This is a genomic window from Enterococcus bulliens (genome assembly GCF_053761865.1).
In genome coordinates, this window is the sequence record NZ_JBSMXK010000030.1 from 1 (window position 1) to 15015 (window position 15015).

A 15015-nucleotide genomic window follows, 5' to 3' on the forward strand; every position below is an offset into this window, starting at 1 on the left:
TAACTCACCACAAGTGTGGTGGCGATAGCGAGAAGGACACACCTGTTCCCATGCCGAACACAGAAGTTAAGCTTCTTAGCGCCGATTGTAGTGAAGGGTTTCCCTTTGTGAGAGTAGGACGTCGCCATGCTTTATCATATTGGAGGTTTAGCTCAGCTGGGAGAGCATCTGCCTTACAAGCAGAGGGTCAGCGGTTCGATCCCGTTAACCTCCATATGAGTCGTTAGCTCAGTTGGTAGAGCATCTGACTTTTAATCAGAGGGTCACAGGTTCGAGCCCTGTACGACTCATTTTTCATGCGGGTGTGGCGGAATTGGCAGACGCACTAGATTTAGGATCTAGCGCCTTCGGGCGTGGGGGTTCAAGTCCCTTCACCCGCATAATAGTTAGGCCGGCTTAGCTCAGTTGGTAGAGCATCTGATTTGTAATCAGAGGGTCGAGGGTTCAAGTCCTTTAGCCGGCATAAGATAGACGCGGAAATAGCTCAGTGGTAGAGCACCACCTTGCCAAGGTGGGGGTCGCGGGTTCGAACCCCGTTTTCCGCTTAGCCAATTTCACGCCGGGGTGGCGGAACTGGCAGACGCACAGGACTTAAAATCCTGCGGTGAGTGATCACCGTACCGGTTCGATTCCGGTCCTCGGCATTATGCGCCCATAGCTCAATTGGATAGAGTGTTTGACTACGGATCAAAAGGTTAGGGGTTCGACTCCTCTTGGGCGCGTAGTTTTTTTTATTTTTCGGGAAGTAGCTCAGCTTGGTAGAGCACTTGGTTTGGGACCAAGGGGTCGCAGGTTCGAATCCTGTCTTCCCGATCATTTAAGGCATATCGTGTGATATGTCTTTTTTTTGTATTCAGATTTTTTTGACGAGGTATGATACAATAAAAAAGAAAAAACGATTGAGGAGGCGGATGTTTGCAAGGAAAAATCCGTAAAGCAGTAAGTGGCTTTTATTATGTCGAATCAGGTGGAATCATTTATCAGACAAGAGGACGCGGGAATTTTCGAAATCAAAATATTACACCTTTAGTTGGTGATAATGTAGTATTTGAAAGTACGAATTTAACTGATGGATATGTACTCGAAGTACTTCCTAGAAAAAACCAATTGGTCCGTCCAACAGTGGCTAATATTGATCAAGCAGTGGTCGTCACAAGTATGGTAGAACCGAATTTTTCATTTAATCTATTGGATCGATTTTTAGTAACACTAGAGTTTAATGAGATAGAACCAATCATTTACTTAACTAAAATCGATTTGCTAAGTGAAGTTGAATTAGTAGAAGAAATTATCAAAATTTACGAAGAAATTGGCTATCGTGTGATTGTTGCCACACCAGATGATCGTTCAATTGTAGAATTACAACAAACATTTGAACATAAATTAACTGTATTTATGGGACAATCTGGAGCTGGAAAATCTACATTACTAAATCAGATTTTACCTTCACTTGAGTTGCCAACAGCAGCTATTTCTGAATCACTTGGGCGTGGTAAGCATACTACACGCCATGTCGAATTATTAGAAGTTGCGGATGGTCTAGTTGCAGATACACCAGGATTCAGTGCAATTGATCTTTTGACAATCGACGCAGAGGAATTACCAAGATTATTTCCTGAATTTGTAGCACGGATGTCCGATTGTCGTTTTAGAGAATGTAAGCATCTAAATGAACCAAATTGTGCAGTCAAAGAAGCCTTTGAACAAGATAAAATCGCTTATTCACGTTATGAAGATTATAAACAATTTATGTCAGAAATCGAAAATCGTAGACCAGTGTATAAAAAGAAAAACAAAAACTAGGAGAGATTAATATGAAAATTGCCCCTTCCATTTTAAGTGCTGATTTTGCTAATTTACAACGTGACATTGAATTAGTAGAAAAATCTGGTGCTGACTATATTCATATCGATGTAATGGATGGTCATTTTGTACCTAATATTACATTTGGACCTTCAATGGTAAAAGCCATTCGGCCAATAACTAAATTGACGCTAGATGTGCATCTAATGATTACTGATCCAGAAAATTATATTATTGATTTTGCAAAAGCGGGTGCTGATATTATCGGTGTGCATGTCGAAGCTACACCACACATTCATCGCGCGATCCAGATGATCAAAAATGAAGGGGTTAAAGCAGAAGTTGTGATCAATCCTGGAACTTCGATTGATCAAATCCTACACGTATTGCCTTTGGTCGATCAAGTGTTGGTTATGACAGTGAATCCTGGGTTTGGAGGACAATCTTTCTTACCAGAAATGATGGTAAAAATTGAAGAATTAGTCTTGTTAAAAGAAAAATACAACTATAATTTTGATATCGAAGTCGATGGCGGTGTAGACGATCAGACGATCAGTCTATGCGCGCAAGCTGGAGCGAATGTATTTGTAGCAGGAAGTTATGTTTACGGTGCTGAAGACCCAGGTGAACGTATCCAGTTATTGAAAGAACAACTAGTTTGATATGAAAATTTTAATTGTCGGAGGTAGGCCTATCACTACTTGGCCATCACTTGGAACATATGACTATTATATCGGAATCGATCGAGGAGCATTGCATTTATTAGAAGCAAAGATTCCTTGTGATGCAGCAATCGGCGATTTTGATTCTTTGTCAGAGTTGGAACAAATGAAAGTATTTGAGTACGCTAGTTTGGTGAAACAATCACCACCTGAAAAAGATGATACAGATACACAACTAGGCTTGCTTCATGCGCTAACGATTGAGTCAACTGCAGAAATCACCTTAATCGGATTAACGGGTGGCCGAATTGATCATTTCTTAGCAAATCTATGGTTACCACTTGAACCAAGATTTCGTAGCTATTGTCGTCAATTCAAACTGGTGGATCAGCAAAATATCATTACCTTTTTTGAACCGGGTCACTACACGATTTCAAAAGAACCGGACATGCGTTATTTAGCATATTGTTGTTTGACTCCAGTGACTGATTTGACGTTAGCAAAAAGCAAATATACATTACAAAATGTCGATGTTATGTATCCATTGTCATATGCGAGTAATGAATTTTTGACAGATACTGCATCGTTATCTTTTAAAAGCGGGATGATCGCAGTTATTCAAAGTAAGGATTAACTAGGGGTAAGGAAACTCTTAATGTTTCAAAAAAACATTAAGAGTCGTTTTCCTTGCCTTTTGTTTCGTTGCAATAAGTGGTACAATTTAAGTTATGAGTTTCATTCATTTTGAAATTATTGAGGTGCTTTTGTGAAAAAAATTAATCCGAATAAAAATATTATTATTGCACTGATTATTGTGATTATTGTTGTAACGATTCTAAGTGTAACGATTGCTAAACGAGCTGTTTCTGAAAAAACAAATGTTGTTCAATCAACGGTCAATGATTCTATAGCGTTAGTCGATCGTGTGATTCAAGCGCCGTTTAATTTTATCAGTAAGACTGTAGATAATGTTCAAGACTTATTTACCACTTACGAAGAAAATCAACGTTTGAAAGAAAAAATCGATCACTATGAAGAGCTATCACAACAAACAAAAAATGATCAACGTGAGATCAGTTCATTGAAAGAACAATTGGAATTAAATAACACTCTGACTAGTTTTGAGAAAGTCACTGCAAATGTAATCTCGCGCTCACCAGATACTTGGCAAGATTTCTTGATCATTGATAAAGGATCAAAAGATGGCATCGAGCTAAATATGTCTGTAATGGCGACGAAAGGGTTAGTAGGACGTGTTATCGAAGTCAATCGTGCGTCTTCAAAAATTGAATTATTAACAGCGGAAAATCAAACATCAAATCATTTTCCAGTACGTATCTCGACTAAAGATGGTGTGTTATTTGGACTGTTGAAAGGTTTTGATGAAAAGAAAAATGCATTGATAGTCGAGCAAGTGACCGGTGATGCTAAGTTTGAAAAAGGTGATGTCGTCCAAACTTCTGGTCTTGGTGGAAATTCACCAGCTGATTTGGCAGTTGGAACGGTCTTAGAAGCACGCTCAGATGATTTTGGACTCCAAAAGAAATTATACGTACAACCTTATGCGAAAATGTATGATCTGTCGGTTGTGACCGTAATTAAACGTACAGTAGGTGAGTAATGTGAAACGATTCAGTGTACAGTATCTAACGTATCTCTACGTTGTCTTTTTCTTTTTGATGTTAATCGATGCACATATTACGAGCTTCTTCACTAATCTCAACCATAATACCAGTATTTGGCAATCGGAATTGTTATTGCTCTTGATGCTGTTTGCAGCAGGAAAACTACCACAGCGCTATATGCTGTTAAGTGCGCTGACTATTGGTGTGTTGTTTGATATCTACTATTTAGGTTTGATTGGTGTTTATGCAGTAGCGTTACCCTTTACGGTTTGGTTAATGTATGTATTCCATGCGATTTATTATCAAAATCTGATGACGTTATTCTTTAGTTGGATTGTCTCTTTGACTATGGTCCAACTAATTACATTAGGCATCCAGTTGCTCTTTAAAATCACTACGATCAAAGGCGAATTTTTTGTGACAAATTCATTTGCGCCGACGTTGATTTTAAATATTATTTATTTTGCGCTACTAATGTTTCCTTTAAAAAAATTATTTAAATTAACGATACCTATCGTGTAAATGCTTGATTCTAAATGAATCAGGCATTTTTTTTTGTAATAAATGTGGAATTAGTCGACAAATTCAGGTAAATTGTTTCAATGTATTCTTTAAATGTCTAAAGCAAGTTATTTGACATCATATTGAAACATTTCCTTTATCTTTGTGTCATATCTCTGTGGTACAATTCTCTTTGTCTTAAGAAAAAATTAGTCTAAAAAACATGAAACGTACATAAATAAATTTAGAACCCTGTGGAGGAAAGCAAATTGAAGAAAAGCGTAAGTAAGTCGTTATTGGTTTGTACATTACTTTTATCAACAATTGCAACCGTACAAGTGAGTGCAGATGATTTTGATAGTAAAATCAATGAACAAGATCAAAAAATTTCAGCGATCAAAGAGCAAACAGCGACTGCTGAATCACAAATCGCTTCTTTAGAATCGGATATTTCATCGATCTATGATAAAGGAGTAAAACTTCAAGAAGAGCAAACGCAACTTGAAGCAGATACAGCGCAATTACAAAAAGATATCGATGCATTAAAAGTACGTATCGAAAAACGCACAGCTACAATTAAGAAACAAGCGCGTGACGTACAAGTAAATGGTCAAGATACTAGTTTCGTTGATGCTATTTTAAACGCTGATTCAATTACGGATGCTGTTGGTCGTGTACAAGCAGTGAATACATTTGTAAAAGCAAATAACGACTTGATTACGGCTCAAAAAGAAGATCAAAAAGCTGTAGAAGCGAAAAAAGCTGAAAATGAAAAAAAATTAGCTCGTTTAGCAGATGCAAAAGCAGAACTAGACGTACAACGTGATCAATTAGCTGTGAAACAAGCAGACTTAAAAGTTCAAAAAATCGCACTAGCAGCAGAGCAAGCGACTGCAGAATCAACAAAGAGTGATTTATTGAACCAAAAAGCAGCTGCAGAAGCAGAACAAGCACGTATCGTGAAAGCTCAGCAAGAACAAGCAGCTAAAGAAGCAGCACAAAAAGCTGCAGAAGCTAAGGCGGCTGAAAAAGCAACTACACAAACAACAACAGCTGCTGTTGAAACTGCGACATCAACTCAACAAACAGCTACAAGTGAAGTTGCAAAAGAAGAAACGACTGCTTCAACTCAAGCACCGGTAGAAACACCAAAAGAAACACAAACAACTACAGAAAAAGTAGAAACACCAGCAACTAGTGAGCCAACTACAACAACACCTGTTGTGACTAAACCTGTAGAAGAAGAAAAACCAGCAACAACAACTCCAGCTTCTGGTGATGCTACATTAGATGCATTAAATGCGCTACGTGCTTCACATGGTTTAAACCCAGTAAGTTGGGATGCAGGATTAGCAGCAACTGCTTCAGCTCGTGCGTCATTAATCAATGGAAATGGTGGATCTATTCCAAATGATCACTGGTCACGTGCAGATGAAGTAATTGCAATCTTATTTGCACCAGGCTCAACTGTAATCAATGCTTGGTACAATGAAACAAATATGACGACTGCTTCTGGAACTGGTCACCGTGATTGGGAAATCAATCCAAGTATCACACGTGTTGGTTTTGGTTATAGCGGTGGAGTGATCGTTGGTCATTCAGCTTAATCTAGTATTTCGAGCTTTCATTTAGACAATTGGTCTAGATGAAAGCTCTTTTTTTGACATCTATTTGTAATATATCTATCATTTTTCTGACATATTGCTATGGTAAACTCCTCTTGTGATTAAGAAAACGTTAAGAAAGTAATCGGGATGCGAGATGGAGGAATGTGTGTGAAGAAGCGGGTCTATGCTTCAATGCTTTTAAGTTCAGTTGTAATGACGACGTTAGCTGCGCCAACTTTAGCTACAGCAGATTCAATTGACGATAAAATCAATCAAGCAGATACAGTAATTAGTGATTTACAAAACAAGCAAGCTGATATTCAAAGTCAAGTTAGCGAATTAGAAAATCAAGTAACAACAATCAATGATCAAGCTCAACAATTGGTAGCAGAACAAGCTACTTTACGCCAACAATCAGACAAATTAAAAACTGAAATCGACGAATTACAAGTACGAATCGAAAAGCGTACAGAAACAATCAAAACACAAGCACGTGACGTACAAGTCAATGGTCAAGACACGAGCGTGATGGATGCATTATTAAATGCTGAATCATTAACGGATGCAGTATCACGCGTTCAAGCTGTGAATACGTATGTCAAAGCAAACAATGATTTGATCAAAGCACAAAAAGCCGATCAAGAATCAGTAAAACAAAAACAAGCAGCTATCGAACAAAAAGTTGCTGACTTAGAAACAAATCAAACAGCATTAGAACAAAAGAAAGCGACGTTAGAACAAACACAAGCTAACTTGGCTGTTGCCAAAGCAGATCTTGCATTAGAGCAGTCTTCTAAAGAAGATGAAAAAGCACAATTAACAGCGCAAAAAGCTGAAGCTGAAGCCGAACAAGCTCGCGTAAAAGCTGAGCAAGAACGTGCAAAAGAAGCACAGGCTAAAGTAGCCGAACAGGCAAAAGCAGTTGCAAAAGAAGAAGCTAAAACGGCAACGACTGAAACTCAAGTTGCTAAGGAAGAAACGACTAAAGTAGAATCAACGGAGTCGGCCACACAGACGACACAAGAAGTGAGTACACCAAAAGAAGAAGTTACGACTCCTTCAACAACCACTCCTTCAACAACAGAGTCGACAGAACAGGCTGTACAAACACCTGTTGAGACACCAACTAGTAGTGAAACACCTACACTGGTAACACCTACGCCAACACTAGCACCTTCTCAAACGGTAAATGGTTCAGCAATCGTTGCCGAAGCAAGTAAACATTTAGGTAAAGCTTACGTATGGGGAGCAAAAGGACCAAATTCTTTTGACTGTTCTGGTTTTACTTCTTATGTATATATGCAAGCAGCAGGCAAAAGTATCGGTGGCTGGACTGGAGCCCAAGAATCAGCTGGAACAGTGATTCCTGTAAGTCAAGCACAACCAGGAGATTTATTATTCTGGGGTAATCCAGGTAGCACCTACCACGTAGCGATCTCTTTAGGAGGCAATGGTATTATCCACGCTGCTACACCTGAGTTGGGTGTGGTCCAAGGGACAACAGTCGGATTTACACCAAGTTTTGCGATTCGTGTTAATTAAGACCAATTTAAAGAGGCTGTGACAGATTTCTGTCACAGCCTCTTTTTAGTATTGTAATAGTGAAGTCAGTAATAAACCTAGGCTTAAAAAGGGAATAAACGGAATCATGATATGGTGTTTTTTTAGAATATACATACAATATACATAGTACACAATACCTAATATACTTGCACTCCAAAGTAAGTAAAACATTTGAGTAAATGTTAACCAAGGAAACCAACTGAATGCTAAAAAAAGATCTGCCTCACCGATAAAAGACCACCTTTTACTCAAGTGATAGAGTAGCAAAAAACATCCAGCAGAAATCCAATTAAAATGAGCATGGACCAGATATAAATTAATCCAGAGTAGTATGGTAGTGGTATAGAGTAACCATGTATCGACTTCATAGTAAAAGATGTCGATCATACTTAAAATAAAGGCACTGGTCATCCAAGTAAGTAATGTACTAAGTGGAAATCCAAAAAGGGATGGGTAACAGCAGATAATGTAGAAGACAAAACCATATAAACATTCGGCAATAAAATAAATAAGCGGGATTTTAGTATGGCAACGCAAGCAGCGTCCTTTTAAAGAGAGAAACGAAACGATGGGGATCAATTCATAAAAACGGAGTGTTTGTTTACAGTGAGGGCACTGACTACGTGTGCTCCAAAAATTTTGTCTGATCGGCATCCTTTCAGCAAAAACACAAAAAAATGATCCTAAACAAACACCCATTACAAATAACATCATCATCATACTCCTTTACTTATAATTACGTTAAATTAGTTGAGAAAGCTTCTCAGATAGTGTAAATAATTGTACTTTTTTAACGAAAGTCGTTATCCTTTATGTATAGAAACGAAGGAGGAATAGTGGGATGAAATTTGAAAAAACGAAAGAAACTTTAAATCAATTAGTGGCGGACTTGAGTCAGTTTTCAGTTGTGATCCATCAAACACACTGGTATATGCGTGGTCCTGAATTTTTAACCTTACACCCAATGATGGATGACTTTATGGATGAAATCGATGCACAATTAGATGTGATTTCTGAACGTTTGATCACTTTAGATGGCGCACCTTATTCTACTTTACAAGAGTTTGCAGATCATACTGGAATCAAAGACGAAATCGGAACTTACGACCGCACGATTCCAGAAAGAATGGCAAAATTAGTTGAAGGCTATCGCTATTTAGCAGATCTTTACCAAGAAGGTATCGAAATTTCTGGTGAAGAAGGCGATGACTCAACTCAAGATATCTTTATCGCATTCAAAACAGATATCGAAAAGAAAATCTGGATGGTTCAAGCTAAATTAGGCTATGCACCAGAAATCGATCCAGAACATTCTGTACATCACTAAAAAAAGAAGCCGATTCGGCTTCTTTTTTTTAGTTAAATGTCTTTTTGGCACGTTCGATTTGACCGAGGACTTGATCAAATCCCGTTCCACCATAAGAATGGCGGTTTTTGACAGCATTCGTGCTATCTAGTTTTTCATAAATATCTGCAGAGATTGCAGGATGGATCGCTTGATACGTTTCTAGTGAAATATCTTGTAAGTAGTGCCCATTTTGAATTCCTTCTAACACGAGTTTTCCTACGATCTCGTGTGCCTGACGGAAGGGAACACCCTTAGTAGCGAGGTAATCAGCAAGTTCTGTAGCATTTGAAAAATCTTTTTCCGTTGATTGTTTCATCGTGTCAGTTTTGATTTTCATTGTGTCGATCATCCCAGTAAAGATCGTTAAACTATGTGAGAGTGTTTGAACGGTATCAAACATTCCTTCTTTGTCTTCTTGCAGATCTTTATTATAGGCTAAAGGAAGTCCTTTTAAGATCGTTAGTAAACCAAAAAGGTCTCCGTAGACTCGACCGGTTTTACCACGAATCAATTCTGCCATATCAGGATTTTTCTTTTGCGGCATAATCGAGCTACCAGTTGAATAGGTATCAGTAAGTTCAACAAATTGATATTCGTAGCTACACCATGAAATAATTTCCTCACAAAAACGTGACAAGTGCATCATGATCAATGAGGCATTACTCAGAAATTCTAAAATAAAATCACGATCACTGACGGCATCTAAACTATTTTCATACACGCTAGCAAACCCTAACTGTTCTGCTGAGTAAAAACGGTCAATCGGAAAAGTCGTACCCGCTAAAGCTGCTGCACCCAATGGAGAAATGTCGATTCGTTTGAGACTCTCAGTCAAACGAGCCGCATCACGGGTAAACATGTGATAATAAGCAAGTAAGTGATGGCCAAATGAAATCGGTTGAGCATGTTGTAGATGTGTATAACCAGGCATGATCGTATAGACATTTTCTTCAGCTTTAGCGACTAAAACTTCACGCAAATGATCAAGCAGATCGATGATTTGTGTTACTTGATCTTTTAAGTAAAGGTGCATATCCGTAGCGACTTGATCATTACGACTACGTGCAGTATGCAATTTACCTGCAACAGGTCCAATCAAGTCGTGTAAGAATACTTCCATATTCAAGTGGATATCTTCATTTTCTACTGAAAAATCTAGTTCACCAGCAGCTAATTTTTCTTCTAGTTGCACAATCCCAGCTAAAATTTGATCTGCTTCATCCGCAGGTAAAATCGCCGTTTTTTTCAACATACTCACATGTGCTTTACTACCTTGTAGATCATATTTAGCTAATGCTTGATCAAATGTGATCGATGCGCCAAAGGCATCGATCCATGCTTCATTTTTGCCGTCAAAACGACCACCCCATAATTTTGCCATACATCTAAAACTCCTTTATTTTTGAGCTGCCTGCACTTCAGCATGTACTTTTGAAGGAAGCCCCCATAATTTAATGAAACCTACTGCAGCTTCTTGATCGAAAGTATCCGCAGAAGTATAGGTTGCTAAGTTTTCATCGTATAAACTATTTGCAGATTTACGTCCTTCACAGATCACATTACCTTTAAATAGTTTCAAACGAACCGTACCATTTACGACTTGTTGTGTACTCTTCAAGAAGGCGATCAAAGCATCTGTTAGTGGATTAAACCATAAACCGTCGTAGATTACTTGTGCTAATTTTTGTTCTAAGATTGGTTTGAAATGCGCCACTTCACGGACAAAAACTAGGTCTTCTAATTCTTTATGTGCAGCCATCAACGTCATTGCTCCAGGACATTCGTACACTTCACGTGATTTGATCCCAACTAAACGGTTTTCGATATGATCGATCCGGCCGATTCCGTGTTCACCAGCAATCATATTTAACTGTAAAACAATCGAAGCGAAGGTATCTTCTTTACCATCCAAAGCAACTGGTTTTCCTTCTTTAAAGGTAACTTCGATAATCGTCGGTGTATCAGGCGTGTCCTCTAATTCTTTCGTCAAGGCATAAGCACCTTTTGGCGGTGTTGCCCAAGGGTCTTCTAACACACCACATTCACAGGCACGTCCCCAAAGGTTTTGGTCGATCGAATACGGATTGTCTAAATCTGCTGGGATCGGCACACCTTTTTTCGCAGCATAGGCGATTTCTTCTTCACGTGACCATTTCCATTCCCGAACTGGAGCAATCACTTTTAAATGTGGATCAAGCGCTGCGATGGCGACTTCAAAACGTACTTGGTCATTTCCTTTACCAGTACAACCATGTGCGATGGTTGTCGCGCCAGTCTCATGAGCCAATTCAACTAATTTTTTAGAAATCAGTGGACGAGATAGGGCAGAAACTAATGGATATGAATTTTCATAAAATGTGTTTCCTTGTAACGCAATCAAGGCAAACTCATTGGCAAATTCTTCACGTGCATCAATCGCATATGAAGCACTTGCACCAACTGTCAATGCTTTTTGTTTGATGGTCTCAGTATCTTTATCTTCACCGATGTCTAAACAACAAGCGATGACATCGTATCCTTCATCGACTAACCATTTCACTGAAACTGATGTATCTAAACCGCCAGAATAGGCTAAAATTACTTTTTCTTTCATATAAATTCCCGTCCTCTCGTAACTCGGTTTCTTGAATGAATTCATATTAACAAATAAATATAAGTAAATCAACATAAAAAATAATATTTATACAAAATAATTGAACATTATCTATTAAATATACAAAAATTGTTCATAAGCATGAACCTTTACAAAAGTTTCAGTTTCTTTAGCTAAAAAGATTGACGAAAGGGGTCTATCTGAGGTATTATATTAAATGGTATTGTTTACCCCATTAGAGCCCCGGAAACTCAAGTGTAAGTAAACATTCGAAATTGATATTGGAGGAAAACTAATCGTGCGTACAACATATATGGCCAAAGCAGGCGAAGTAGAACGTAAATGGTATGTAGTAGATGCTACAGATGTTCCTTTAGGACGTCTTTCAGCAGTTGTAGCTTCTGTCCTACGTGGAAAAAATAAACCAACATTCACTCCTCATGTGGATACTGGTGACTTTGTAATCGTAATTAATGCAGATAAAATCAAATTAACAGGTAAAAAAGCAACAGACAAGATTTATTACCGTCACTCAAACTTCCCAGGAGGATTGAAATCAATCTCTGCTGGAGAATTACGCGCTAACAATTCTCGTCGTTTGATCGAAACTTCTGTTAAAGGCATGTTACCTAAAAACACTTTAGGCCGTGCTCAAGGCATGAAATTACATGTTTATGGTGAAGCAACTCACCCACATGCAGCTCAACAACCAGAAGTATTGGACATCACAAACTTAATCTAATCAGGAGGGAATTTCATTGGCACAAGCACAATATATCGGCACAGGCCGTCGTAAAAATGCAGTGGCTCGCGTACGCTTAGTACCTGGTACTGGTAAAATCACTGTAAACAAAAAAGACGTTGAAGAATACATCCCACACGCTGACTTGCGTGAAGTAATCAACCAACCATTTGGCGTTACAGAAACAAAAGGCGCTTACGACGTATTCGTAAACGTTAACGGTGGTGGATATGCTGGACAATCTGGCGCTATCCGTCACGGAATCGCACGCGCATTACTACAAGTAGATCCTGACTTCCGTTTAGCTCTTAAACAAGCTGGATTACTTACTCGTGACGCTCGTATGGTTGAACGTAAAAAACCAGGTCTTAAAAAAGCCCGTAAAGCATCACAATTCTCAAAACGTTAATTATTGCGATTATCGTTCGAGTTTACGAGTTACGAGAATCGTACTGGGCGAAGCTTTGCTGAGCGCAGTTACCTTGATCATGACTTACAAAGGCACTTTCCAATTGGAAGGTGTCTTTTTTGTTTGTTACGAAAATAAGACTAAAAGAACGAAGAGAGCCAAGTTGCCTAACATTTCAAATTATTATGTATTTACTACCTTAATTAAAATTTTTATGGCTCTATAATTTAATGGACTGATGAATTGAATTCAATTCATCAGTCCATTTGTCATTTTAGGTATTAAAAAACATACTCGCTTCCTGTATGATTAAATCACCACAAAATAAACAAACGAAAGGAGTATGTCTTATGATGTCAAGGGCAATTTAAAATTGTAGGAAAGGGAGTGCGGATGTTTTTCTGGACTTTTTTAACAACTATATCCTTTCTTATTCCGATACTCGAGTGGACTTAGACCTCCTAGTGATAACTTGATTCGCTCATTATTATACCAATGGATAGCGCGATTTAAATAGCCTATAAATTGATTAATTGTCACATTTTTCCAATCACGATTATAGAACACTTCATTTTTTAAACGCCCAAAGAAACCTTCACAAGCTGAATTATCTGGTGAGCAACCTTTTTTTGACATAGAGTGGGATAAATTTGCTTTTTGTACTCTTTCAATCCAACCGGGCCATCGATAATGAGCACCTCGATCAGAATGAAGGATTGGACGTTCAAACTCTTGAAGAGTAGCTAATCCATTATCCAACATTGTATTCACTAATTCTGCATCAGGTTTAGTACCTATAGTCCAACTAATAATCGCTCCATCAAAACAATCGACAATAGGTGATAAGTAAACTTTTCCTGCAGGAATTTTAAATTCAGTAATATCAGTCAACCATTTTTCATTAGGCTTTATGGACTTAAAATTACGATTTAACAAGTTGGGTTGTGCAGGGATTATTTCTCCAGCATACGAAGAATACGTTCTCCGTCTAGAAACCTTCACAATCAACTGTTCTTCGAACATCAACATTCGTACAACCTTTTCAGAGAGCTGTTTATTTCTATTTTTGAGTACTTGATGAATTCTTCGGTATCCATAGGCACAAAAGTTTTGATTAAAAATCTCAACGATAATTTTTCGTTCCTCAAGATATTTATCTGGCTTCTCAAGAACTTTTTTTTGATAAAAATAACTACTTTTGGCTATACATAGGCTTCGAAGAAGCTCTTTCAATTTAAATTGATTCCTTAAGGCATCAATCAGTATTGTTTTCTCCTGATTTGTTAGGTGAATCAGACTGATGCCTTTTTCTTTTTTTAATAGCTCAGCGGCTCCCTCAAGTAATGCTTTCTCTAATTGTAATTTGTGAACTTCCTCTTTTAATTGTTTGACTTCTTCTAAAAGAACTTCTTTTTCATTTTTTGAATTCATGCGTAATGGAAAATCCTTTCCAAGATACGTGTTTTTCCATTGATATAGAGCACTTCTACTGATACCTTCTGAATCAGCTAAACTTTTTCTATTTTTATGAGGTTGATAAAATTTTTTCAACACGTTTTCTTTTTGATTTTGTGTTAACTTTATCGCACTTTTTTGAAGTTTTCTAGTTCCAGGATACAATTCTTCACACCATTGACGTAGAGATTCCTTATTTGGATAGCCAAGTTTTCGAATAGTTCGTGCATAAGATCGACCATGTTCGAAGTAATAATTCACAGCTATTCTTTTTTGTGATTCAGAATACTTTGATTTTCTTTCATACTCTGGATGAAGCTCTCCGAATAGCAAATATTCTTTGTACCAGTTACGTAGTGTACCTACGGACGGATAACCTAGTTTACGAACTGTAGCCGTATATGAGCAATCATATTGTAGAAATAACTGAATCGCATGCATACGTTCTTCATGAGAAAACATTGGGATATTCCTCCTGTCCTTATTTTTGGTCCAGGATTATGTCCGCATCCCCTTTCCTACATTTTACAGTTGCCGATAACATTATGAGTGATCATATCAAAAAAATGCTAAGAATTATAGACCCTTCATTAAAAATTATCAATGTTTCTTACGAAACTATCAAAAACAGAAAAATAATCATTATTGAGGCTAATTTTTCTCCGAATCAAAAGAGCTGTCCAAATTGTGGGTGTACAGCTCAAAAT

At 37.9% G+C, this 15015-nt stretch carries 14 protein-coding genes, 8 tRNA genes and 1 rRNA gene; 19 read left to right on the top strand and 4 right to left on the bottom strand.

All coding sequences use genetic code 11. The features are described 5' to 3' along the window. The first annotated feature begins 14 nt into the window (after positions 1-14). From rrf to ACWOEC_RS11160, 16 genes are all read left to right on the top strand, one after another. A 5S ribosomal RNA gene (gene rrf, locus ACWOEC_RS11085) occupies positions 15-130 on the top strand. Between the two features lie 11 nt (positions 131-141). Then, positions 142-214: transfer RNA gene (locus ACWOEC_RS11090), tRNA-Val, on the top strand. Positions 215-217: 3 nt separating this feature from the next. After that, a tRNA-Lys gene (locus tag ACWOEC_RS11095) sits at positions 218-290 on the top strand. Positions 291-298: 8 nt separating this feature from the next. Continuing rightward, positions 299-380: transfer RNA gene (locus ACWOEC_RS11100), tRNA-Leu, on the top strand. 10 nt (positions 381-390) lie between these two features. Next, positions 391-463 (top strand) — tRNA-Thr (locus tag ACWOEC_RS11105). 10 nt (positions 464-473) lie between these two features. Continuing rightward, positions 474-545 (top strand) — tRNA-Gly (locus ACWOEC_RS11110). 13 nt (positions 546-558) lie between these two features. Continuing rightward, positions 559-644, top strand: a tRNA-Leu gene (locus ACWOEC_RS11115). A gap of 4 nt (positions 645-648) precedes the next feature. Continuing rightward, positions 649-722, top strand: a tRNA-Arg gene (locus ACWOEC_RS11120). A 17-nt stretch (positions 723-739) separates the two neighbouring features. Then, positions 740-813 (top strand) — tRNA-Pro (locus ACWOEC_RS11125). Positions 814-915: 102 nt separating this feature from the next. Further along, on the top strand, positions 916-1803 hold the full coding sequence (rsgA, locus tag ACWOEC_RS11130) for a ribosome small subunit-dependent GTPase A (RefSeq protein ID WP_455308249.1): 888 nt from the start codon (positions 916-918) through the stop codon (positions 1801-1803). An 11-nt stretch (positions 1804-1814) separates the two neighbouring features. Continuing rightward, a complete protein-coding gene (rpe, locus tag ACWOEC_RS11135) occupies positions 1815-2465 on the top strand; it encodes a ribulose-phosphate 3-epimerase (RefSeq protein WP_297076593.1) in 651 nt (216 codons plus the stop codon). Between the two features lies 1 nt (position 2466). Continuing rightward, positions 2467-3099 (top strand): thiamine diphosphokinase, encoded by a 633-nt coding sequence (locus ACWOEC_RS11140; RefSeq protein WP_455308251.1) that lies wholly within the window; start codon positions 2467-2469, stop codon positions 3097-3099. 132 nt (positions 3100-3231) lie between these two features. After that, positions 3232-4086, top strand: coding sequence for a rod shape-determining protein MreC (gene mreC, locus ACWOEC_RS11145; RefSeq protein ID WP_455308253.1), 855 nt, complete (start codon positions 3232-3234; stop codon positions 4084-4086). Position 4087: 1 nt separating this feature from the next. After that, positions 4088-4612, top strand: a complete 525-nt coding sequence (gene mreD / locus ACWOEC_RS11150; RefSeq protein WP_455308255.1) for a rod shape-determining protein MreD — start codon at positions 4088-4090, stop codon at positions 4610-4612. A gap of 248 nt (positions 4613-4860) precedes the next feature. Continuing rightward, positions 4861-6198: a PcsB-like coiled-coil domain-containing protein gene (locus ACWOEC_RS11155; RefSeq protein WP_455308257.1), complete on the top strand. Its 1338-nt coding sequence runs from the start codon at positions 4861-4863 to the stop codon at positions 6196-6198. 162 nt (positions 6199-6360) lie between these two features. After that, positions 6361-7740, top strand: a complete 1380-nt coding sequence (locus ACWOEC_RS11160) for a C40 family peptidase (RefSeq protein WP_455308268.1) — start codon at positions 6361-6363, stop codon at positions 7738-7740. Between the two features lie 45 nt (positions 7741-7785). On the opposite strand, the gene ACWOEC_RS11165 is transcribed toward ACWOEC_RS11160, so the two are convergent. Further along, positions 7786-8481 carry a prepilin peptidase gene (locus ACWOEC_RS11165; RefSeq protein ID WP_455308259.1) on the bottom strand — a complete coding sequence of 232 codons (696 nt, stop codon included), beginning with the start codon at positions 8479-8481 and terminating at the stop codon, positions 7786-7788. A gap of 121 nt (positions 8482-8602) precedes the next feature. Here ACWOEC_RS11165 and ACWOEC_RS11170 point away from each other — a divergent pair, with 121 nt between their 5' ends. Further along, on the top strand, positions 8603-9088 hold the full coding sequence (locus ACWOEC_RS11170; RefSeq protein ID WP_016186591.1) for a Dps family protein: 486 nt from the start codon (positions 8603-8605) through the stop codon (positions 9086-9088). A 28-nt stretch (positions 9089-9116) separates the two neighbouring features. Here ACWOEC_RS11170 and argH read toward each other — a convergent pair whose 3' ends face one another. Next, positions 9117-10490, bottom strand: a complete 1374-nt coding sequence (gene argH / locus ACWOEC_RS11175; RefSeq protein ID WP_455308262.1) for an argininosuccinate lyase — start codon at positions 10488-10490, stop codon at positions 9117-9119. A 15-nt stretch (positions 10491-10505) separates the two neighbouring features. Then, positions 10506-11702 (bottom strand): argininosuccinate synthase, encoded by a 1197-nt coding sequence (locus ACWOEC_RS11180; protein ID WP_455308264.1) that lies wholly within the window; start codon positions 11700-11702, stop codon positions 10506-10508. A gap of 295 nt (positions 11703-11997) precedes the next feature. Between ACWOEC_RS11180 and rplM the strand changes: the two genes are divergently transcribed. Further along, positions 11998-12444: a 50S ribosomal protein L13 gene (gene rplM, locus ACWOEC_RS11185; protein WP_367117286.1), complete on the top strand. Its 447-nt coding sequence runs from the start codon at positions 11998-12000 to the stop codon at positions 12442-12444. 16 nt (positions 12445-12460) lie between these two features. Further along, positions 12461-12853 (top strand): 30S ribosomal protein S9, encoded by a 393-nt coding sequence (gene rpsI / locus ACWOEC_RS11190; protein WP_016186595.1) that lies wholly within the window; start codon positions 12461-12463, stop codon positions 12851-12853. A gap of 411 nt (positions 12854-13264) precedes the next feature. Here the strand turns inward: rpsI and ACWOEC_RS11195 are convergent, their stop codons facing one another. After that, complete coding sequence (locus ACWOEC_RS11195) at positions 13265-14770, bottom strand: IS3 family transposase (protein WP_455308266.1); 1506 nt, start codon at positions 14768-14770, stop codon at positions 13265-13267. Positions 14771-15015 lie beyond the last annotated feature (245 nt).